The sequence below is a fragment of the Chitinophaga barathri genome, assembly GCF_003807585.1.
In the GTDB taxonomy this organism is placed as follows: Bacteria; Bacteroidota; Bacteroidia; order Chitinophagales; family Chitinophagaceae; genus Chitinophaga; species Chitinophaga barathri.
Genome location: NZ_RMBX01000007.1, coordinates 297,927 through 320,926 on the forward strand (window position 1 = coordinate 297,927; position 23,000 = coordinate 320,926).

The 23,000-nt window shown below is 48.7% G+C and carries 19 protein-coding genes; 15 read left to right on the plus strand and 4 right to left on the minus strand.

The annotated features are described in order from the left end of the window. The first annotated feature begins 112 nt into the window (after positions 1-112). The 7 genes from EG028_RS14745 (at position 113) to EG028_RS14775 (ending at position 10,054) form a co-directional block, all read left to right on the plus strand. Positions 113-697, plus strand: coding sequence for an RNA polymerase sigma factor (locus tag EG028_RS14745; RefSeq protein ID WP_120517096.1), 585 nt, complete (start codon positions 113-115; stop codon positions 695-697). Positions 698-1,073: 376 nt separating this feature from the next. Continuing rightward, positions 1,074-2,237, plus strand: coding sequence for a FecR family protein (locus EG028_RS14750; protein ID WP_123864681.1), 1,164 nt, complete (start codon positions 1,074-1,076; stop codon positions 2,235-2,237). Between the two features lie 248 nt (positions 2,238-2,485). Continuing rightward, positions 2,486-5,758, plus strand: coding sequence for a SusC/RagA family TonB-linked outer membrane protein (locus EG028_RS14755; RefSeq protein ID WP_120517094.1), 3,273 nt, complete (start codon positions 2,486-2,488; stop codon positions 5,756-5,758). A gap of 17 nt (positions 5,759-5,775) precedes the next feature. Next, a complete protein-coding gene (locus tag EG028_RS14760) occupies positions 5,776-7,290 on the plus strand; it encodes a RagB/SusD family nutrient uptake outer membrane protein (RefSeq protein ID WP_120517093.1) in 1,515 nt (504 codons plus the stop codon). 28 nt (positions 7,291-7,318) lie between these two features. Continuing rightward, positions 7,319-8,173 carry a PKD domain-containing protein gene (locus EG028_RS14765; RefSeq protein WP_120517349.1) on the plus strand — a complete coding sequence of 285 codons (855 nt, stop codon included), beginning with the start codon at positions 7,319-7,321 and terminating at the stop codon, positions 8,171-8,173. Positions 8,174-8,181: 8 nt separating this feature from the next. After that, on the plus strand, positions 8,182-9,276 hold the full coding sequence (locus tag EG028_RS14770; protein WP_120517092.1) for an acyltransferase family protein: 1,095 nt from the start codon (positions 8,182-8,184) through the stop codon (positions 9,274-9,276). Between the two features lie 388 nt (positions 9,277-9,664). Next, the gene (locus tag EG028_RS14775) at positions 9,665-10,054 is read left to right on the plus strand and encodes a hypothetical protein (protein WP_123864682.1); all 390 of its coding nucleotides are present in this window, start codon (positions 9,665-9,667) and stop codon (positions 10,052-10,054) included. Positions 10,055-10,239: 185 nt separating this feature from the next. Here EG028_RS14775 and EG028_RS14780 read toward each other — a convergent pair whose 3' ends face one another. Continuing rightward, entirely contained in the window at positions 10,240-10,659 is a 420-nt protein-coding gene (locus tag EG028_RS14780; protein WP_123864683.1) for a hypothetical protein, read from the minus strand. A 186-nt stretch (positions 10,660-10,845) separates the two neighbouring features. On the opposite strand from EG028_RS14780, the gene EG028_RS14785 reads away from it, so the two are divergent. Genes EG028_RS14785 through EG028_RS14795 form a run of 3 tightly spaced genes read left to right on the plus strand, consistent with a single transcriptional unit; the run spans position 10,846 to position 16,542 of the window. Continuing rightward, positions 10,846-11,931 carry an efflux RND transporter periplasmic adaptor subunit gene (locus tag EG028_RS14785; RefSeq protein ID WP_120517089.1) on the plus strand — a complete coding sequence of 362 codons (1,086 nt, stop codon included), beginning with the start codon at positions 10,846-10,848 and terminating at the stop codon, positions 11,929-11,931. A 23-nt stretch (positions 11,932-11,954) separates the two neighbouring features. Next, the gene (locus tag EG028_RS14790) at positions 11,955-15,122 is read left to right on the plus strand and encodes an efflux RND transporter permease subunit (protein WP_120517088.1); all 3,168 of its coding nucleotides are present in this window, start codon (positions 11,955-11,957) and stop codon (positions 15,120-15,122) included. Continuing rightward, positions 15,115-16,542: a TolC family protein gene (locus EG028_RS14795; protein ID WP_120517087.1), complete on the plus strand. Its 1,428-nt coding sequence runs from the start codon at positions 15,115-15,117 to the stop codon at positions 16,540-16,542. The genes EG028_RS14790 and EG028_RS14795 overlap by 8 nt, the downstream gene beginning before the upstream one ends. Positions 16,543-16,637: 95 nt before the next feature. Here the strand turns inward: EG028_RS14795 and EG028_RS14800 are convergent, their stop codons facing one another. From EG028_RS14800 to EG028_RS14810, 3 genes are all read right to left on the minus strand, one after another. After that, on the minus strand, positions 16,638-17,018 hold the full coding sequence (locus tag EG028_RS14800) for a SnoaL-like domain-containing protein (protein WP_120517086.1): 381 nt from the start codon (positions 17,016-17,018) through the stop codon (positions 16,638-16,640). Positions 17,019-17,049: 31 nt separating this feature from the next. Next, positions 17,050-17,460 carry an SRPBCC family protein gene (locus tag EG028_RS14805; protein ID WP_120517085.1) on the minus strand — a complete coding sequence of 137 codons (411 nt, stop codon included), beginning with the start codon at positions 17,458-17,460 and terminating at the stop codon, positions 17,050-17,052. 179 nt (positions 17,461-17,639) lie between these two features. Continuing rightward, positions 17,640-18,296, minus strand: a complete 657-nt coding sequence (locus EG028_RS14810) for an alpha/beta hydrolase family protein (protein WP_120517084.1) — start codon at positions 18,294-18,296, stop codon at positions 17,640-17,642. Positions 18,297-18,797: 501 nt separating this feature from the next. On the opposite strand from EG028_RS14810, the gene EG028_RS14815 reads away from it, so the two are divergent. The 5 genes from EG028_RS14815 to EG028_RS14835 all read left to right on the plus strand — a co-directional run bounded on the left by EG028_RS14815 (position 18,798) and on the right by EG028_RS14835 (position 22,997). Next, complete coding sequence (locus EG028_RS14815; RefSeq protein WP_120517083.1) at positions 18,798-19,424, plus strand: DUF4145 domain-containing protein; 627 nt, start codon at positions 18,798-18,800, stop codon at positions 19,422-19,424. A gap of 99 nt (positions 19,425-19,523) precedes the next feature. Further along, positions 19,524-20,060 (plus strand): hypothetical protein, encoded by a 537-nt coding sequence (locus tag EG028_RS14820; RefSeq protein ID WP_120517082.1) that lies wholly within the window; start codon positions 19,524-19,526, stop codon positions 20,058-20,060. A 232-nt stretch (positions 20,061-20,292) separates the two neighbouring features. Continuing rightward, the gene (locus EG028_RS14825) at positions 20,293-21,087 is read left to right on the plus strand and encodes a short-chain dehydrogenase (RefSeq protein ID WP_120517081.1); all 795 of its coding nucleotides are present in this window, start codon (positions 20,293-20,295) and stop codon (positions 21,085-21,087) included. Positions 21,088-21,744: 657 nt separating this feature from the next. After that, positions 21,745-22,461 (plus strand): recombinase family protein, encoded by a 717-nt coding sequence (locus EG028_RS14830; RefSeq protein WP_162946501.1) that lies wholly within the window; start codon positions 21,745-21,747, stop codon positions 22,459-22,461. After that, positions 22,458-22,997, plus strand: a complete 540-nt coding sequence (locus tag EG028_RS14835) for a hypothetical protein (RefSeq protein WP_123864684.1) — start codon at positions 22,458-22,460, stop codon at positions 22,995-22,997. The genes EG028_RS14830 and EG028_RS14835 overlap by 4 nt, the downstream gene beginning before the upstream one ends. The last annotated feature ends 3 nt before the right edge of the window (positions 22,998-23,000 follow it).

Sequence of the window (23,000 nt, forward strand, 5' to 3'; positions counted from 1 at the left end):
GAAAGTATAAGTGGTTGATTATTATATAATAACATGAAGGGCTTTAAAATCCGGGAAATAATCCGGGAAATTTTTTAAAATTGTCACGTACAAAATGCCGTGATTGCGGGGAATGGCAGGAACTATTGACAAGGACCTCTTATTGCAGTTAAGGAAGGGCAGTGAAGAAGCCTTTAGGGAATTATATGCCCGTCATAGCCGGCAGGTTTTTGCCTTTGCATTTCATCTCACCCATTCCGCGGTAGACGCGGAAGATATTCTCCAGGATACTTTTCTGAGGCTATGGAGCAGCCGGGAGCAGCTCCCTGATATCGAGCGGTTCGACAACTACATATTTATTATCGCGCGAAACCGCACGATGGATCATTTGCGCCGGGTTTCCCTTCAGCAGAAGCTGATAGACCAGGTATGGGCGAATATCTCCGAGGTGTCCGACGAGCTGGAGCAGCAGCTGGATGCGGAGGAGAGTAAAAAACTGATCCAAAACGCGCTTGCCGGGCTGTCATCGCAGAAACAGACTATTTTCTGGCTGAGCCGGCAGCGGGGGCTGAGCCACGAGGAGATCAGCCAGGAGCTGCACCTGTCCCGCAGCCGGGTGAAGAACCTGCTGGTGGAAACGCTGCGGCATGTGCGGCAATACCTGGCCAGGCATTCCCTTTTGCTGGCGGCACTGTTCCAGCTGGTTTGCTGGAAATAACCTCAAATCCTTTCTCATTGATTTGGGAACTGTTATTACAATTACACACTTTTAATCAACATTTGCAATTATTGATAATATGTTAGCTTTTCCTTTACAGCTGCTTATTGCGTATGTGATGGTATTTTGCCTTTTGGCTGCTCAATAGCTTTTTAATTACTGCATATTAACCGGGATCAGCCATGGTAGCTATAGGAGAGATATAGGCAAGGCGGAGTTGAGGTGGAGATGAGGCGGACTTGATCCGGAGTTAATCCGGGTAATATGCTATCAATGACGGTATCTCTAAAAAAACTTTCATTTCCCGCGGTCCTTCTTTTCTTTTCACCCGTCTTTATCATTGAGGGGCCTGTTCAGCCTGTTTAAAAGATTCATTATGCCTAATGATCCTGCCAGAATCAAGTATCTATTGGAACGGTATGCCGCAAGATCCTGCTCAAAGGAAGAGCTGGACGAACTGTTTGCCGCCATCCGCGAAACACCGGCCGAGGCATCGCTGCTTGCCTTTATGGAAGAGCAGTACGGACGGTTTGACGCAAATGAAACCTTGCCCGAAGTGGATTACGAACAGGTATACCAGAACATTCTCCAGCATAAGCCAGCCCGTCAAAGAAAAATATTTACGCTCGGAAGAGTAGCCGCTGCGGCGGTTATCCTGCTGGCCGGCGCCGCCATTTTCTGGCAGGTACAAAAGAAAACCAGCACCCCTTCTTCTTCCATCCAGGCGGAAACTTCCAAAACAGATATAGCCCCCGGCGGCACCAAAGCCACCCTCACCCTGGCGGACGGCTCTACCGTTTCGCTGGACAGTGCGGGCAACCAGGTGATCAGCAGCGGCAGCACCACCATCACCCGCAGGCAGGGCCAGCTCCTGTACGATGCAGGCAAAGAAACCGCCGCTCTTCAATACAACACCTTATCCACGCCGCGCGGCGGCCAGTTCAGGGTAGTATTGCCCGACGGCTCGAAAGTATGGCTCAATTCCGCTTCTTCGCTCCGCTACCCGCTTGCCTTTACAGGCAAAGAACGCCTGGTGGAGCTGGACGGACAGGGATATTTTGAAATCACCCCCAATGCGGAACAGCCTTTCAAAGTACGCGTACAAAGCATGGAAGTACAGGTGCTCGGCACCCACTTCGATGTGATGGCTTATAAAGATGAAAGTACCGTAAACACCACATTGCTGGAAGGCGCCGTGCAGGTCACGGAAGGCGCCGCCAGGAAATTGCTGAAGCCCGGCCAGCAGGCTGTGCTGGACACACGCAGTCATGAAATGCTGGTACAGCAGGCGAACGTGAATAAAGTGATCGCCTGGAAAAACGGGCTTTTTGTATTCAACAACATGGCGCTGCCCGCGATCTTACGCGAAGTAGCCCGCTGGTACGATGTGGAGATCGTGTATCAAACCGCGCCCAGCACCGAGCTGTACGGCGGCGGTATTGCGCGCAGCCTGCATTTGTCCAACGTGCTGGCATTGCTGGAAGCAGGCGGAAATAATCATTTCAGGATAGAAGGAAGAAAAATTATCGTATTGCCTTAAAAGGCGGATCAGTCAACCAAGATTTAAATAAAGAGCCCGTTCTGAACCGGGCTGGAAATTAATGATAAGCAAGGCCGTATAAAAAACCGGGTCCCGATTGCCCTCGGAGCCCGGCGAAGTATCTGGCAATTTCAGTAATCGCGTTAGAAACAATCCAAAAAACTACCAAACACCACAAAAGTATGCAATTCAGTTGTAATGCACCAGCCCGCCGTGTATGCGGGCTGTCAACCAAAATTCAAAGGGTTATGAAACTAACCGCATTCCTCCTGCTGGCCGTGGGCCTGCATGTAAGCGCAGCCGGTTATTCCCAGAAAGTGACGTTGTCCGTCCGGGATATGCCGCTGCAGAAGGTTTTTGAAGAGGTGATCACCCAGACAGGCGTTTCAATCGTTTATTCGGAAAAAGTACTCTCCGGCCTCCGGCCCGTTTCCCTCCAGGTGAAAGACGTAACTATACAACAGTTGCTGGACCTCTGCCTGAAGAACCAGCAGGTCACCTATTCGCTGGAAGGCAACAGTTATGTGATCAAAAAGTTACCGGAGCCCCGCCCCGGCGCCATCACCGCCGCGGCAGACACCACCATTGACATTACCGGCCGGGTGACGGGCGCGGACAATACGCCGCTTCCCGGTACTACCGTACTGGTGAAAGGAACGTCCAAAGGCGCGAAGACGAACGACCAGGGCGTGTTCTCGCTCACGGGCATACGCCACGGGGCGGTGCTGGTGTTCAGCAATATTGGTTTTGCAACCCAGGAAGCCGCGGCTCCATCCAACGGGCGTGCGCTGAATATCATTTTACAGGAAGACACCAAAAACTTCGCGGAGATCGTGGTAGTGGGCTACAGCGCCAAAAAGAAAAGCGAACTGACCAGCGCCGTGAGCACCGTATCCTCAGAACAACTGAAGGACGTGACCACGAACGATGTAGGTTCCATGCTGCAGGGCAAGGTAGCCGGTTTGCAGGTGGTGAACAGTTCCGGTGTGCCCGGCGCCGCCGCTGAAATAAGGCTCAGGGGCGTTTCTTCCGTGAATGCCTCGCAAAGCCCGCTGTACGTTGTGGACGGTATCATCGGCGGAAACTTTGACCCGAATGACGTGGAAAACATCAGCGTACTGAAAGACGCGGGCGCCACCGCGATGTACGGCTCACAGGCGAATGCGGGCGTTATCATCGTTACGACGAAAAAAGGGAGCGGCGGTAAAACGCAGTTTGAAGCGAGAGTGACCGCGGGTTTCCGCACGGCGGACCTCGGTAAGATCAAGATGATGAACGGCAGCCAGCTGTACGAACGCCACAAGGAATTTTACCGCGACTATATACCCGGAAATGACGATAACTCCTACAAGATCGACCTGCTGAAATTCTACGCCGAGCGCCCGCGTGAGCTGCGTAACCAGGATTACAACTGGCTCTCCGCCATGTTCCCTTCCGCACCCATGCAGAATATCCACCTTTCCGCGCGCGGCGGCAATGAAAAGAACGACTACTACACGAGCATTACCTATTACAACGAAAAAGGAACTTTCCTCAATACGGATTTCCAGCGCATCAACCTGCGCGGCAATTCCACCCACCGCTTTTCCAAAAACGTGAGCGTGACGAACAACATCAACCTGAGCGCCTCCAGCGGCAAGAGTTTCAATTACGAAGATGTGTTCTACGCCTACCTGAACATGCCCTGGGACAATCCCTACGATGCAAACGGCCAGCCCGTTTACGTGGACGGGACCACTACGGCCAAATGGTGGTCCAGGGACAAGACGAACCCGATCCATACCATTCAGAATTCTAACCACCCGTACAAGAGTTTTAGCATGAACTATGACCTGGGGCTGAATATCCAGATCACGGACTGGCTTTCTTTCTCCAGCACCAACCGCGCCGCGGTGAATTACAACAAATCCACTGATTTCTATTCTCCCGTGGTGGCCGGGCTGTATCACAACACCGGTTTCCTGAATGAACTGGGCATTCTCAGTTATGGTTTTATTTCCACTGACCTGTTGAAATTCAGCTTTACCAAAGGAGATCACTCCATCAGCGGCCTGGCGGGCGTAGCGATTGAAAACAGCAAAACAGAATCCGTGGGGGCTTCCGGTAAAGGACTGCCTACAGGGCTTTCTGTGCTGAACGTCGTGTCGAACAGCCAGCTGGTGAATGGTTTCAATGACCAGGCCATTCTGCAATCGCTGATCTCGCAGGTGAGTTATGGTTATAAAGAAAAATATTTCCTGACCGGTTCTTATCGTGTGGATGGCTCTACTGCCTTCCCCGCCAGTAAACGTTACGGTTCATTCCCGGCAATATCGGCCGCCTGGCTGATCAGCAACGAAGGTTTCCTGCATCAGAACCGCGTGGTGGACAACCTGAAGATCCGCGCCAGCTACGGCGTAACCGGCACGCAGGATATAGGTTCCTCCCGATATCTCGGCCTGTATTCACTCAGCAGCCAATACAACGGCGGTACCGCAGCTATTCCTTTACAGCTTCCCAGCCCGGACCTTACCTGGGAAAGCAAACACCAGCTGAACGCAGGGATCGACCTGGGATTGTTCAAACGGGTGAACCTCACCCTGGACGTGTATAACAACGTGACGAAAAATCTCCTGCTCCAGGTATCCCAGCCGCTTTCAGTCGGTTTTGAACAACGCTGGGAAAACGCCGGCGAGATCGTAAACAAAGGCGTGGAACTGGGTATCAGCAGCGTCAATATCAAAACGAAAAACTTTGAATGGTCAACTGATTTTAATATCAACTTCAATTCCAACAAACTGCAAAAACTTCCCAGCGACATTACCCGCACACAACCGACATGGAGCATTTCGCAGATCTACCGCAACGGCGGTAACCTGTACGAATTCTACATGCCGCGCTGGCTGGGAGTAGATAAAGAAACCGGCGCGCCGCTCTGGGAAGTACTGGAAAAAGACGCGGATGGAAAAGTGATTTCCAGCAGCGCTACTTCCGATTATGCCAGCGCCACCTACCAGGAAGTAGGTTCCGCGCTGCCGAAGTTACAAGGCGGTCTTACCTCCACCTGGAAATACAAAAACATCGGGCTGCGTGTGAATGCGTATTTTCTCTCCGGCAATAAAGTGTTCAGCAACTCCCTCCGTTTTGTGATGAACGACGGTATGGAGCCTTACTACAACCAGATCGTACTGCCGGACGGCTACAGCACCTGGACCAAACCGGGAGATGACGCTACGGAGCCCAGCCCGCAAAACGCCGCCAATGCAACAGAAACATCTACCCGTTACCTGAAAGACGGCGGTTTCTTCGCCATCAGGAACATCGCATTGTCCTACGATCTGCCCAATGCATGGGTACACAGGATCGGCCTGGACGGCGTAACGCTTTCCGTGACGGCGGACAATGTGTATACTTTCACGGACTTCCTGGGCCAGGACCCCGCCACCACCATCACATCCGGCAGTTTTGTGATGCCCGGCGTATCCGACTTCAAGTATCCGAATAACCGCCAGTACCTGTTTAACGTTAACATCCGGTTCTAGGAATAAATTATCTGATCATGAGAAAGACATCTTATTTAATCATACTCGTCATATCAATATTCAGCACGGGCTGCCTCAAAGACATTGAGCCCAGCGACGCGCTCACCACCGGCTCCCTGACCGCTACCAAAGAAGGCCTTCAGCAGGGGCTGAACGGTGCATACGCCCTGTTCAAAGACCATGTGTCCTTCAACGGAACGGTGGATGGGAACAACATGTACCTGCGCCAGTATTTCCAGATGAGCGACTTCGCGGGCGATGATATCGTATGCGCGCAAACCACCACCGATCCGCTGTTCTACAGCTTTTCACTGGACCATACCGCTACCCAGACAAACAGCCGGTATTTCTGGTACATTTCTTACAAGATCATCAACGATGTGAATACCGTACTGGAATCCGCCGAAAAGATCGCGAACCCGGACGAGAGCATCAAACAGCTGATCGGCGAGTGTTATTTCCTGAGGGCTTTGTGCCACTTTAACCTGGTGCGTTTTTATGGGAAACCGTATTCACAGGACCCTGCGGCTGCCGGCGTGATCCTTCGTACCGCCACCACGGACCCTGCTTTGAAGGCAAGGTCCAGCGTAGGGGAAGTGTATGACGCAGTGATAGCAGATGCGGAAAAAGGCGCGGACCTGATGAACCAGCCGAGAGGCGTGCAGCATGGCTCAAAAGAAGCGGCCTGGGCTTTATTATCAAGGGCGTACCTGTATAAAGAGGACAACGACAACGCGATCCTGTATGCGGACAAAGTGATCGGTTCCAACCGTTTCACGCTGGAAACCGCCGCTACTTTCCCTTCTCTTTTCGCCAACGCGTTGACCGGGAAAGAAACCATATTCTGTGTGGCGTTCACGCCTGCGGATGATTATGGCAAAGCGGGTTCTATCGCGTCCATGCTGTATTCTGACGGTAACTCCGGCTGGGGCGAGGAATATGCTTCGCAATCGCTTCGCGATACGATGGCCGCTCACCCTGAAGATGTGAGATGGTCGTACATCAAACCGCTGAAAGATGGCAATGGTGTGATGCAAAAGAAAAATGGGATCGAGGTGTATTATATCAGCAAGTTTTCCTTCCAGGGGGGCAGCCCTACGCTGAGCTCTCCCATCCTGTTCAGGCTGGCGGAGATGTACCTGAACAAAGCCGAGGCCGAAGCTAAAAAAGGCAATGTGCCGGGTGCGCTGGACAATGTGGACATGATCCGGAACAACAGGGGCCTGCAGAATTCATTGTACAACCGGCAGCTGCCCACTGGCAAAACCGCACTGGATGTGGTGCTGAAGGAAAGAAGGATAGAACTGGCGTTTGAAGGTCACCGCAACTTTGACGTATACCGCAACAAACGGGATCTGAACCGCACCTATTGGGGATATCACCTGCCCGGCCTGAAGGAATCGGACATCGATCTGTCCACCCAGCCGCGCAACTACCCGAACCTGGTGAACAAATGGGATGCGGCAAGGATCATTTATTACGTACCGATCGATGAAATCCAGACCAATAAACTCTGCATCCAGAACCCCTGATCTTTTCCAGAAAACAAATACAATGATCATGAAACGCATTCAATATATACTTCCCTTCCTCGTGCTGGCCGGCCTGATGGCGGGCTGCAAAAAAGATGAGGTGACCTCGGGCGCGGATGTTTTTTACACCGTCAGCATCGCGGATAAAACAGTGACCTTCACGAACGAAACCAGCGGCGCCGTGTCCTACCGCTGGGATTTTGGCGACGGGGAAAGCTCTACAGATGAGAATCCCGTACACACCTATCCCGCGAAAGGCAAATACGTGCCCACACTGTATGCCACTTCCAAAGACGGTAAAGTGACCGAAGGCTCCACGGTGATCTACATCGCCAAAACCTCACCGGTAAAACTGAACGACAATACCTTCGACGACTGGAGTACAGTAACCCAGTACGAGGTGACCTCCGGCGCTGCTGAACCTTTTTTCCGGAAAATGAAAGTGGACTACGACGCCCAATACATTTATGTTTATCTTGAAGTGAACAGCAGGCGCGCGAATAGTGACATCTACGACTTCTACATGGATACGGACAACAGCGCCACCACCGGCCTGCTCACCGATATCCCCGGCGGCGGTTATGATGTGCTGCTGGAAGGGAACATATTGGGCGACTGGCTGGATGTGTTTAACCACAAAGGGGCACAGAATGCCTTTTCGTTCGAGCCTACGGGCGCAACTGAAGCATATTCGGTAGGAAATGTGGAAGACAACGGAGGCGTGTTGAAATTCGAAATGAGGCTGGTGCGTTCCAAGCTGAAGAACATGGCTGCCACCACAGCTTTCAGGCTGAGGATCATCGCCACGAAAAGCGACTGGTCCGGCACCCTCGGCCGTATCCCGGACCTGGGGCAGCCGTCACTGCTGATTAATTTTGAATAAATCCGCCTATGCCCATATTAAAACCCGGAGAAAGACTTTTATCACTGGATGTAATGCGCGGGATTATCATGATCCTGCTGGCCGCTGAAAGCTGCATGGTGTACCACTCGCTGGAACACCTGCAGCATGGCTGGCTGATTGAGCAGTTTTTTCATCACCCCTGGCATGGCCTCCGTTTCTGGGACCTGGTACAGCCGGCGTTTATGTTTATGGCGGGCACGGCCATGTGTATATCCGTGGAAAGCAAACGGAGCAAGGGCCTGCCGGAGAAAGATAATTTCAGGCATGTGGCCGTCCGCAGCCTGAAACTGTTCCTTTTAGGCACCGGTCTGCATTGCGTTTATGCCGGAAAACCCGTCTGGGAACTGTGGAATGTGCTGACGCAATTGTCATTTACCACCCTGGTGGCTTATTTCCTGATCGGGCGCTCGTATAAGGTGCAGATAGGCGCGGCTTTGCTGATGATCCTGCTGAGTGATATCCTTTATCGCGTGGTACTGATCCCCGGCTTCGACCAGCCTTTTGTACAGGGCCATAACTTCGGTGCGTGGATGGATACTGTGTTGATGGGAAAGATCAATACGGACGGATGGGTGGCCATCAACTGCATACCCACGGCCGCGCATACCATCCTCGGCGTGACGGCGGGGAAATTGCTGATGGGGCCAGGTACTACCGCAAATAAGATCAAAGCCCTGGTCATCGCGGGGATAATTGCCCTGGCGGCGGGTTATGCGCTGGACCTGGGCGGCGTATCGCCGATCATTAAACGCATTTGCACCAGCAGTTTTATACTGGTATCCCTCGGATACGTGTCCCTGATACTGGCCGCGCTGTACTGGTGGATAGATGTAAAGGACCACAAACGTTTCACCTGGATCGCGGTAGTGGTAGGGATGAACTCGATCTTTATTTACATCTTTTTTGAAACCGTGGGGATTGGTTACCTGAATGGCGTGGTGGGGATCTTTGTGAAAGGGGGACTGGGTTTCCTCTCCGTGCCTGTACCCTGGCTGGATGTGGTTTCAGCGTTTTGTGTATGGGTGCTGGAATGGTATCTGTGTTACTGGCTTTACCAGCGGAAGATCTTCTTCAAATTATAATGAAAGGCGGCCTTCGGGCCGCTTTTTTTTATAACTAGAATCAGTGGGTTATAATTCGAAAATATTTTAGCAAAATCGATTTTATTTTTATGGTTATCAATATTTTACCTTTGCTAAAATATATCTTCTTTTTAACGCCCGGTTAACACTTTTCATTGTGTCTTTCCTTTTACCTTTGCGCGCATTACTTCACCAAAAACCTTCTTACATCAGTGCACATAGCACAACTGATATTTGTAAGCACAGGTGTCCGTGAAGAAATACCCCACTGTTATTGAAAAAGGTCTCTTAATTAGGGAATGAACGTCTTTTGTTCATTCTAAAAAACCGTACCCTTTTATGATTGAGGTGCTGTCAATCTGCGACCTATAAACACAAATCAAAAAAAATGAACAAAAGAATAATTAATTCCTACGAAGAAGAAATACATTACGAGCTATTCGTTTATGGCGATATTGACGGGTATAAATACTTTTATGACATATTAACAAAGCCAATGATCGCCTATGCCTTCGACGTCACGCGCAGCCCATGGGAAAGTAATATGATAGTCACTGATATTTTCATATTAGCATGGAAGCTACATGAGAAGATGGAAAGCGCTTCGCAGATCAGGGACTTTATCAGGCAAGGTGTTGAATGGAGGAGCAAGGCTTACCTGGAAACTAAAATAGTAAAACTTGTCAGCTCGGCGCTTGAGGAACATGAGAAGTTTATTTCAGATATGTTTGAGCGTTGGAAATGGAGAAACTTCAATCCTGGTATCAGTAAGGGATGATTTTTTAATGTAGGCTAATTACAGCAGGCCCGGAAACAAATGTTCATCGGGCCTGTTTTTTATTGCATCAATCTTGTTTCATATCCATTTTTTAAGGAAATTTTAATGCCTTAATATGTATACCCATGGCCAATCCGAGATTTAACCTTTTTTTTACAGGTTGGGCCAAATGAGGCTTTCTCCCTTTAAAACCTTTTATTAATTTTGGCCCCCAAATGACACGGGTAGCTATATTTTTCATATGCTTGTTCGCCCTCCTGCTCGGAAGGGATGCATATGTCTATGCAGGTACTCACCCCTATCATCATAATTGCTCCCGTTACACACTGGCGCAAAAAACCGACAACACCCGCCACGTAAAAATCCCGGACACACATAAATACCGCGCCAGGTTCGTGGAAACGGAGGTCGAAAAAGGAACCGGGTTCCTGGTGACCGAAAAGGTGGAAGATGACGATACCAGCACTTCCTTCTCCCGGAAATATAAGCTGCTGGCCAGATTTTACCTTGTTTTCTCTGCTGTTTTCCTTGCCGGTTGTCTCCATAACCGTATTAAAACCGCACCTGTCTTTATCGGAATTCTCTCCAACAAGTACATCGTTCAAAGAGTTTTAAGGATCTGATCCGGTAATATACCCGTTACCGGAGGTGCCATTGTGCACATCGGTGTTAATGTAAATTAACATTACTTCCCGCTGCGTGACGCTTCCGGCGCCCGCCTGACGGCCTTCGCCGCATGTTCTCCGGTAACCCTGAACACGCTTTTCCATCGCTCAATATCCATTAATATCATGAATAAGATTGTCATGTTCGCGGGCACGTTTGCCCTGCTGTACCAAATAACCGGCTGTGCTTCACAGGCAGAACCCAAAAAGGAGGTCAACAAGTATATCGTGACCAGCCCGATCAGGATCGATACCTCGCTGACCAAAGAATATGTTTCGCAGATACGCTCTGTCCGGAACATCGAGATCAGGGCCCAGGAGAAAGGTTTTCTCCAGAACATTTATGTTGATGAAGGCCAGTTTGTAAAAGCCGGTCAGCTGCTTTTTAAGATCATGCCGAAAATTTATGAGGCGGAACTGCTGAAAGCGGAAGCTGAAGCCAGGGCAGCGGAGATAGAGCTGCAAAATGCAACCGCCCTGGTGGAAAAAAATGTGATCTCCAAAAACGAACAGGCCATGGCACAGGCCAAACTGGACCAGGCAAAGGCGGAAATAGCCCTTGCAAAAGTTCACCTTTCGTTTACAGAGATCAGGGCGCCGTTCGACGGCACCGTTGACCGACTCCCGCTGAAACTCGGAAGCCTCATCGATGAAGGCGAACTGCTGACCAGCCTTTCGGACAACAACCAGATGTTCGCTTATTTCAACGTGTCCGAACCGGAGTATCTCGACTATCAAACCAACACCAAAAACCGAGGCAACAACAAAGTGGGCCTGCTGCTGGCCAATAACCAGCCCCTTCAGTACAAGGGTGACGTGGAAACCATCGAAAGCGAATTCGATAACGAAACCGGCAACATCGCTTTCAGGGCAAGATTCCCTAATCCGGAAAGACTGCTGAGGAACGGCGAAACCGGGAAGGTACTGATGACCGTTCCGCTGAAAAACGCAATGGTCATCCCGCAAAAAGCAACCTACGAGATACAGGACAAGATATACGTTTTTGTACTGGACAAAGACCACAAGGTGAAATCCACACATATCAGCGTTCGCGGTCAGCTGCCGGACCTCTACATCGTAGACAGCGGCATTTCAGACCAAGACAAGATCCTGCTTGAAGGCGTGCAGAAAGTAAAAGACGATGACAAGATCGAATTTGAATTCCTGAAGCCCGAGGAGGTGGTTTATAATCTGCGGTTAAAAGCGGAATAGGCTTTAATTACTAATAGAAGATCATGTTTAACAGATTTATACAACGGCCGGTACTCTCTATTGTGATATCGCTCATCATCGTGTTCCTTGGTGTGCTGGCCATTACACAACTGCCCGTAACGCAGTTCCCATCTATCTCGCCGCCCAAAGTGAACGTGACGGCCGCATACCCCGGCGCGAACGGCGAGCTGATGATCAAATCGGTGATCATTCCCCTGGAAAGGGCCATCAACGGCGTTCCGGGGATGAAATATATGGCGTCTGACGCGGGCAACGACGGCGAAGCCACCATCCAGGTGGTGTTCAACCTCGGCACCGATCCCAACCAGGCTTCATTGAACGTGCAAAACCGCGTGGCTTCGGTGGTGAACAAACTGCCGCCGCTGGTAGTGCGCGAGGGCGTGAAGATCACCCGCGAGGAATCCAACATGCTCATGTACATCAACCTGTACAGCGACGACCCGCATACCGATCAGAAATTCCTTTTCAACTTCGCGGACATCAACATCCTGTCTGAGCTGAAAAGGGTGAACGGCGTCGGCGTGGCAGACATTCTCGGTAACCGCGAATATGCCATGCGCATCTGGCTGAAACCGGACCGTATGCTGGCGTATAAAATTTCCGCGGAAGAAGTGATGAAGTCGCTGGCGGACCAAAGTCTTGAAGCCTCGCCGGGTAAAACGGGCGAAAGTTCCGGCAAACGGTCGCAGGCGTTTGAATACGTGCTGAAATACCCCGGCAGGTACAGCACCAAAGAAGGGTATGAAAATGTGATCTTAAGATCGAGCCCGAACGGCGAGATACTTCGCCTGAAAGACGTAGCGGAAGTGGAGTTCGGCAGCTCGATGTACGATATTTATTCGAACCTCAACGGCAAACCTTCTGCCGCGATCGTGCTCAAACAATCGTACGGCAGCAATGCCAGCCAGGTGATTGCGGACGTGAAGGCCAAGATGAAAGAGATCGAAGCCAGTTCTTTCCCGAAAGGAATGCATTACGAGATCAGTTACGACGTATCCAAATTCCTGGACGCTTCCATCGAAAAGGTGATACATACGCTGGTGGAGGCTTTTATCCTTGTGGGTTTGGTCGTGTTCCTGTTCCTCGGCGACTGGCGGTCTACGCTCATTCCCGCGCTGGCCGTGCCGGTATCGCTGATCGGTACGTTTATGTTTATGCAGTTCTTCGGCATCACGCTCAACCTCATCACTTTGTTTGCCCTCGTACTGGCTATCGGGGTGGTGGTGGATGATGCGATCGTGGTGATTGAGGCCGTGCACGCCAAGATGGAGGAAGAACATCTTTCGCCATTGAAAGCCACCAAAAAGGCGATGCATGAGATCAGCGGAGCCATTATTGCCATCACGTTCCTGATGGCAGCGGTGTTTATCCCGGTGGCGTTTATGTCCGGACCGGTGGGCATTTTCTACCGGCAGTTCTCCATCACGATGGCCACGGCAATTATCCTGTCCGGCGTGGTGGCGCTTACGCTTACACCCGCGCTTTGCGCCATGATCCTCCGGAACAACCATGGGAAACTGAAGAAAAAATCCATCATGGACAAATTCCTCGATGGGTTCAATAACGGTTTCAACAAAATGTCCGGCCGCTACCAGAAAATACTGGGCGTTATCGTGAACAGGCGCGTGGTTACTGTTGTGATGCTGCTTGCTTTCTGCGGCGGCGTCCTTTTCCTGAACGGCCGTGTGCCTTCCGGCTTCATTCCCAATGAAGACCAGGGTATGTTTTACGCCATCATCCAGACCCCGCCGGGATCTTCGCTGGAAAGGACGAACGAGATCGCGGAAAGGCTGCAGAAACTTGCGGAAGACATCGATGGGGTACAATCCGTTTCTTCCCTCGCCGGGTATGAGATCCTTACTGAAGGTACCGCCGCGAATTCGGGCACCTGCCTGGTGAACCTGAAAAGCTGGGAAGACAGGAAAGAATCCGCGCAGGAGATCATCGAAGAGCTGGAGGAAAAGTCGAAAGACATTACCGGCGCCACGATAGAGTTCTTCCTTCCGCCCGCCGTGCCCGGATATGGGGCCGCCGGCGGGTTTGAGCTGCGTTTGCTGGATAAAGCGGGCTCGGGCGAGTACAAAAAAATGGAAACGGTGAGCAAGGAATTTGCGAAGGAGCTGGAAAAACGCCCTGAACTGACGTCTATCTTCAGCTTCTACAGCGCCAGTTATCCGCAGTACATGCTACGGGTAGACAATGATATTGCGCAGCAAAAAGGCGTGACGATCGAGAACGCTATGAACACGCTTTCCACTTTGATAGGCAGTAACTACGAGATCAGTTTTATCAAATACGACCGGCAATACAAAGTGATGGTGCAGGCTGCGCCGCAATACAGGGCTTTGCCGGAAGATATTCTGAAACTGTACGTCAAAAACGACCGTGATGAAATGGTGCCGTTCTCCGCCTTCATGAAAATGGAGAAAGTGTACGGTCTTTCCGAGATCACGCGGCACAACATGTACAACGCGGCCGAGATCAGCGGTTCCGCCGCGCCCGGCTACAGCAGCGGCGAAGCCATCAAAGTGATCAACGAAGTGGCGCAGAAGACGCTGCCGAGAGGTTTCGGCATCGACTGGGCGGGTATTTCGAAAGATGAGGTGGCGCAGGGCAACCAGGCGGTTTATATCTTCCTGATCTGTCTTGGGTTTGTGTACCTGATCCTTGCTGCGCAGTATGAGAGTTTTATCCTGCCGCTATCGGTGATCCTTTCGTTGCCGGCGGGCATCTTCGGTGCGTTCCTGTTACTGAAATTGCTCGGGCTGGAAAACAATATTTACGCACAGGTGGCCATGGTAATGCTGATCGGCCTATTGGGTAAGAACGCTGTACTGATCGTGGAGTTTGCCGTGCAGCGGCACCGCGGGGGCGCTTCTGTGCTGAACGCAGCCCTGGAAGGATCCAAGGTCAGGTTCCGTCCCATTTTGATGACGTCTTTCGCGTTCATCGCGGGCCTTATCCCGCTGGTGTTCGCCAGCGGTCCGGGCAGGATCGGCAACAGGACGATCGGTACGGCTGCATTGGGCGGCATGCTTTTCGGAACCATTTTCGGGGTACTGATCATACCCGGATTGTATTACATATTCGGAAAAATCGCGGAAAGGCATACGCTTATCAGAGATGAAGAAGAAAATCCATTAACCGAAGAAATTGATCACAATGTTTAAATTCAGGATACATCATTGCGTGCTGGGCATCTGCCTGGCCGCGGCTGGCTGCAGGATTCCGGAGGTGGCGTCGCGGGTCGAAAACCGTGCTGTCCCGGGTTCCTATGGCAACAGCCAGGATACTGTCAACACATCCGCCGTTCAATGGCGCAGTTTTTTTACGGATAAAAACCTCGCAAACCTGATCGATACGGCGCTGCAAAACAACCAGGAGCTGATGATCACCTTGCAGGAAATTGAGATCGCAAAGAATGATATCCGGATCAGGAAAGGCGCGATACTGCCTACGGTGGGTTATAAAGCCGGCATCGGCGTGGAAAAAGTGGGGAGATATACCAGCCAGGGCGCAGGTGACGCATCCACGGAAATAGAGCCGGGAAAGGAAATGCCCGATCCGCTGATGGACTACAAAGTGGCGGCTTATGCGAACTGGGAAGTGGATATCTGGAAAAAGCTGCGCAATGCCAAAAAGGCCGCTGTGACGAGGTATCTGGCGACAGTGGAGGGCCGGAATTTTGTACTGACCAGCCTGATTGCCGAAGTGGCGGATTCTTATTATGAATTGCTCGCGCTTGATAACCAGCTGGTGATTGTAAAACAAAACATCGGGTTGCAGCAGAATGCGCTGGACATCATCAAAGTGCAGAAGGAAGCCGCCAGGGCCACGGAGCTGGCGGTTAAAAAATTCGAGGCCGAGGTGCTGAAATCCCAGAGCCTTGAGTTTGAGATCCTGCAACGGATAAAAGAAACGGAGAACAGGATTAACTTCCTGCTGGGCCGTTATCCGCAGGAAATCACCAGGGATCAGGGCGACTTTTTAAGTTCTTTGCCCCCGGCTGTGAGCACTGGTATTCCTTCGCAGCTGCTGGGGAACCGCCCGGATATCAGGAAAGCTGAACTGGAGCTGGAAGCCGCGAAGCTGGATGTAAAAGTTGCCAGGGCGGAGTTTTATCCTTCATTCGGGATCTCGGCCGGTATCGGGTTCCAGGCATTTAAGCCATCGTACCTGGTGAAGTCCCCTGAGTCGCTGCTGTATTCGTTGGCGGGTGATCTTGCGGGCCCCTTGATCAATAGGAATGCGATCAAAGCCGAGTTCCTCAACGCCAATGCGCGCCAGATACAAGCCATGTATAACTACGAGCGTACGATCTTAAATGCATACCTGGAAGTTTCCACCCAGCTGTCAAACATCAGCAACCTCGAAAAGAGTTATGATCTGAAGTTGAAACAAGTGGATGCTCTCACACGCTCTATCGACATCTCCAATGACCTGTTTAAATCCGCCAGGGCGGATTACCTGGAAGTGCTGATGACGCAGCGCGATGCGTTGGAATCGAAGCTGGAGCTGATAGAAACCAAAAAACAACAGCTGGATGCGGTGATCCATATATACAGGGGCCTGGGAGGCGGATGGAAATAGTATTTCCGGGAAGACAAATAGTTTAGGAACAAACGGCGGCCATTGGCCGCCGTTTGTTTTGCCGGAAATCTGCCGGTAGCTGGTTAAATGTCTTCTCAGTAAAAGAATTGTTCAGATATGATCTGCCCGTCCTTCACCTCATACAGCATGATCTCCTTTATGAATATTCTGCCATGCGGCTGCACGGTAATATCCTTTTCTCTTGCAACGGCGAAATGATTGCCGGTGACAAGGGGCTCACTCGTATAGAGACTGTGAACTGTCTGAATCCTGCTTACGAAGTCTTCGCCTTTTTTTCGGACAGGGTTTTTACCTTCCGCATATCCGAAATACGGAGACTCTGGAGGATCGATGCTCCTGACATTTTCCGCAAAAAACTCATCCTGGATCTCAAACCATTTTTCTTGTTTTGCAAGTTCATTGAAGCGGGCTGCGACTTCCGCGGTTGTCAGCACCTTTTTTTGTTCTGTAGACATTGTGTTGCTGTTTCAGGTTAATGGATTGTGTTTAAGCAGGTTGTCCTGTTCCGGTTTCGCAATAGGATTTCAGGCTTTTCAGGAAGATGGCCCAATCAAAGCTGCAAGCGGCAAACATATCCGTTACTTCCCGCCATCCGCCATGTGTAAAACGCAGCAGTGTATTGCCGTTTTTTTCTTCCAGGTCGAAGGATACTTTGGTGCCGATCCATTCCCCGATGGAATGGACGCATTCCCATGCTGCCCGTTTATCGGGGGCCAGTTCGGTCACTTTCATTTCATTCCGGTGCTGGCCAAAGATGAACAGGTTCACAAAGCCGGTTTCCGGTTGGGCTGTTGTGTTTTTGCACCACCATGATTCAAGACCTTCCTGTGTAGTGACTGCCTGGTAAACTTTCCCGGGGGCTGCTTTTATAACTAAGTTATGCCTGATGTCCGCCATAATTTTAGATTTATGTTAGTGATATTCAATACACCAAAGCTATCGTCTAAATATTACTATGACGGGGCGCGATATGGACTTTGTAACAGGGGGATTTGGACACGGCCCGGGGGAAAAAAGGCCAGCGATTATCGGGATTAACTTTCTTAAATATACGATTTGACTACAGGGGAGCAAAACTACTTAAGTACTTTATCCACCCATTTTTTTGTTTCATCAACCAGTAATGACATCACATCTTTTTTGCCCGCTTTAAAAGAGTGATCTGCTCCTTCAAGTTTTACCAAGGTGGCTTTACGCAAAGACCCGCATACTGTTTCAATTAGCTCCCAGGTAGCGAGTGTATCTTTAGAGCCTTGTAGAAAAAGCATAGGTATTTTGAGCGCTTTCAGATGGTCCGCACGTTCCGTGGAGGGTTTGCCGGATGGGTGAAGTGGGAACCCGTAAAAAATAATGCCGCTGACAGGACTATCTGTTTGCTCTGCGAGGTACTGCGAGCTCATTCTGCCTCCGAAAGATTTGCCCGAAGCAAATAGTGGCAGATCGGGCTGTAGTTCACGGGCTTTTTTAATGGCCGCTGCAATGGTTGCGTGAGCAACGGCGGGCGAATCGGGCCGGCCTTTTTTGTTTTCCATAAAAGGAAAATTAAACCGCAGGGTGGCGATGCCCACTTTAGACAGCGCATCGCTCAGCGTTTCCATAAAAGGATGGTCCATACCGGCTCCTGCTCCATGTGCCAGTGTGAGTATACAACTGGGTTCAGCGGGAATGATATATTTGGCGGAAACTTTACCTATTGCGGGAGAAACCGCTATTTTGATGGATTTTGTGCTCATGGTAGATCAAAGCTAATGAAATTACACAATCAGTGAATTACATGGAGGGAAAGGCAGATCACGAAGAATTTTAATGCGTTCACGAGTAAAAATGGCTCGTTAACGAGATTTATACTTCCAAGATCAAAAAACAGCTGTAATATTTGTACCAACTAAGTGTCATAACGTGATTTCAGGTGTTGAGCCTTGTGGTGAGATGTAGTTGTTAGATGAAGATTTCCGAGTCGCATCTTATACTGGAAGCCGCCCATCGATGTAATTTTGCAAACAGAGAGTTAATTTTCTTATATAAATTATAGATAATTCATTCCTTTTTTAGGTATTAGCAAATATTATTTGAACTCGGTAGAGTACCATTTGTAATTGTTAAGACAAATGTTAATGTTGAAAAAAAGACGGATTCTACTTCACCCGTAACGGTGAGAATCGTGTCAGTTATTATTGACCGCCGCTCTGTCAAAATCCAGGGGTGAAGTAGAGTCAATATGCGAAAAACAAGATATGAAATATATAGATCCGACAGTTTACGCTGGTTCATTTACATGCCCACACTGCGGTGCAATAGCTATGCAGAGTTGGTGGCAAAGAGGCTGGGATTCTGGTAGCTATCCAGGTCGTGATTCCAATCCAGTGAGGGTTGGCAAATGTCACCATTGTGCGGGCAATACGTTATGGATTATGGACAAAATGTATTATCCTGATACTGGGAATGCTCCTTTCCCAAATCCAGAAATGCCACAAGATGTAAAAGCATTATATCAAGAAGCTGCGTCTATTCATCAAAAGTCACCAAGAGGAGCCGCAGCATTACTGCGTTTAGGTATCCAGATACTATGTAGAGAACTAGGAGAGCCTGGAAAAAATATTAATGCTGATATCGGCAGTTTAGCTAAGAAAGGGCTTCCGGAAATCGTCCAACAATCTCTGGATATTGTAAGGGTAACTGGAAATGACGCTGTACATCCAGGCCAAATTGATACCGATAATCCACAAACAGTAAGGCAATTATTTGATTTAACTAATATTATCGTGGAATATATGATTGCATTGCCGAAAAAAGTAAGCGGTCTGTATAATGCTTTGCCTGGTGATAAGATAAAAGGAATTAGTGATAGAGATGGAAAATAGATTGTGATGTTGTACAAGTGTTTCAATGAACTTAGATGAAAAGCCGAGTCTTGGAGTCGTTGGTTCCCCGTGCAAGCATTTTCTAAACAATATTTTTATATGTCAAAGTTATTCAAATGGATAATAGGGTTTGCTGGTACAATGCTAGTGGCTTGGTCAGGTAGTTTCTTCTATGATCGAACCAAAGATATACCGGTGCTTAACTACTTCACTGGTGGCTTGAGATGGATTTATGATCTGGGTACAAAAGTGCTGAATTTTCCTATAAAAGTTTGGGTTATCGTTGTTTCGTTGTTAGTTATTAATCTGGTAATTGCTTTATATAGAAGGTTGAAGGATTCAGCTGGCGGGCATCCTGATTTTGTAGGATACAAGATGGATGTTTTTAAAAAATGGATTTGGCGTTGGGATTGGAGGTATGAGGAAAACGGCTGGAAAGTTGTTAGTCTAATCCCTTATTGTCCAAAGGATGACGTTCAATTAATCAACAATAGCGACATTTTTAATGTAAGGTTTTACTGTCCAAAATGTAATACTGAATTCGGAGAATACAGGGAGCCATTGGAATATAGTAGAGATGCAGAAATATTAATTTTAGATAAGGTTAATAAAAAGGCATTCGAAAAACGAGATTAAATGGTATCCTCGGCAGGGAAAGGAGACATAATCAAAACTAGTTGAGTGGATACAATGAGAAATTTTAACTGTTCATGGCGGTTTGGCCGGCAATAGCAGGGGCTAAACTAGGGTTGAAATTTACATAAAAATTAGCGCAAATAGAAGAGTCAGGAACTCTATGAGACGATGATGTTGAATTCCCAGTCATTTGCAATGTTGAGGAATTGCCTGAACACAATAATAATATGATATGGCTTTTAATTTGGAAATTTTTTTCTTTGATACTCCAATTTACACAGTAGAAAAAATTGGAGATAGCGAAATAAATTCTTCAGAATTTGACGCTCTCTTTTACTTTAATGATAAACGAGATGTTGAAGGCTATAACCCATGGCGAAAGGTTGCTTCAACCTTTAGTATAACGAGACGGCTAACCTACAGCGAAAGTGATTTTAAAATTAAAGGAGGTTATGCGTCAGTTATAATTTCGTGTAAGCGATATCATGATGAGTTTATTTTTTATATTTTTTGGAATCCAAGTAATAAAACCATAATAAAGATAGGTCAATTCCCTACCGTTGCCGATTTTCATTTGGGGGAAATGAAACAATATAATAAAGTGATATCTACTGAAATGCTCAAAGAATTGACACGAGCCATTGGCTTGGCGGCGAATGGTGTAGGTATAGGTTCCTATGTTTATCTTAGAAGGATATTTGAATATCTCATAGGTGAGGCCTATACTAAGGCAAAAGTTGACAGTGCAATTCTTGAAGCTGATTTTAAAAAAGCAAGGATGGATGAAAAAATTGATTTACTACATTCTTATCTTCCTAATTTTTTAATAGAAAGCAAGTCCATGTATTCAATTCTTAGTGTAGGTATACATGAACTCGATGAGCAAACGTGCTTAGCCCATTTTGATACTCTTAGAGTTGGTATTGAAATCATACTCGACGAAAAACTGGAAGAATTTCGTAGAAAAGAAAAGATTGAAACTGCCAAACAAAAGCTTGCAGCTTTAAAGGGTCAAATAAGAAAATAGGTCATTTAGTGAATATCGTTGATAAGAAAAGCTCCCGGAAAGTCAGTGTACTGCAAAGAGGCGGCATTCTAAGTAGACGAGCAGGGAACCAAATATAGAAAAGACAGATCATCGGTTCTGCATACCCCGAAAAACTCGTTTTTGACGGAAGCCAATATCGAACCACAAGAATAAATGAAGCGGCCCGGCTTACATACGCAATAAGCGGGATTTTAGCGAAATAAAAAACCGGAAAAGCGTCAGTAAAAAACACCTTTCCGGTATGGTAGCCCCGGGGGGAGGAATATCTAACCAAATCCTGCATGACCTGATCGCTTTTAGCGAGCTACCGGAATGACATTCCGTCATTATAAGTTATTACGATAAAAAGGCCGTTCATCACGAACGGCCTTTTTCGTTAAAGGTTTTTTTTCTTTTCAAACCCGCTCCCAGAGGGAGAAGTGATTGTCTTTCTTGCATTTTGAGAAAAAAAATTTGTTCGTTTGTGAACTACTGTTCACTTGCATACAAATTCAGCCTGTTTTTTCATGTTTAGATCACAAAAAAATTTATCAAAATCAATTCTTCCAGCTTGCCTTCGATAAACCGTTTTTTACATCTTCTGTGTAAAGATATGCTGTAGTTCATTTGCATACAGGGGAGGCTCGATAAATGGTTATGGAGCGACTTGCGGTTCTGTATTTCCGCGTCTCGACGAAAAGACAGAAAATTTCCGGCCTCGGAATAAAAACACAGCATAACGATGTAGACTGTTTACTTCTGTCTTATCCCGCGACAGTACTTCGGGAATTTTGCGAGACTGAAAGCGGTAGCAAAAACAATAGGCCGATACTTCGGGATGCCATACGTTTTTGTAAGCGTGTCGGTGCTGTGTTGATTATCGCCAAGATCGACCGCTTGGCCCGTCATGCCTTATTCGTGGCGGATTTGATTAATCAGGGCATTACGATCATTGCGGCGGACAAACCGAACGCTAGTCACCTCGAACTACTTGAAGACGCTATCCGCGCAGAAAAAGAAGGTATCCTGATCCGCAAGCGAATCAAAGAAACGCTGGCGGCGGCGAAAGAGAATGGCGTGAAGTTGGGCGTAGCTGGTAAAGAGCTTGCCCTGAAAAACAAACAGGCTGCTTATGAATTTGCGGAGAAAATGGCTCCGCTCATTCGGGAGTTGTTGGGGGCGCGAATAAAAACGGTGCGTGCGATCATGAACGAGCTGAACCGCCGCAAGATTCCGACATTCCGCAAAGGGCGACGTAAATGGCACCTGACGACTGTTTATCATCTACTGCAACGCCTCAGAGAAAAAATACCGGAAATCTTCCCCAGACCGTGCATACGTAATTCATTCAACAACATAAATCCAAAATCATGAAGATTGTTAGACCCTTTTTCGCCATGCTCGGTATGGCATGCCTGTGCACGTTCCTCATGTCCGCGTCCTGTAGTAAAGAGGATCAGCAGGAATCCACACCCCAGGGCGAGAAAATGACCGTGCAGGATTTAACCGACGGTAACGGCAAAATATGGTGGATTGCCGATGTCGACATCACGTATACCGGCGCATCCGGCGCCGTGGATTCCACCGTCAAGCCCGTATTCCCGAACCTCGAAACCAGCATGTGGTTCGGCCTGTCCGCTTCCGGTGCCATTCAATACGCGTTTAGAGCCGGAGAACCGTTGAACAGGTATATGCCGCTTACTGGATCGTGGAATTTGAACATACCGTCGCAGCTTCTTGCGTTGAAATGCTACGACGTGGGCGGGAACTGCACCACGACGAAGGACGGCGTGTGGACGATTGAGAAATACGGCTCTTCGGCCTACGGGGAATCGTTTCATCTTTCGCGGGAATTTCCGCTTGCGGAAGGCCGGAAAATGAAAGTATGGGCGCGGCTTTACAATGATTAGGCC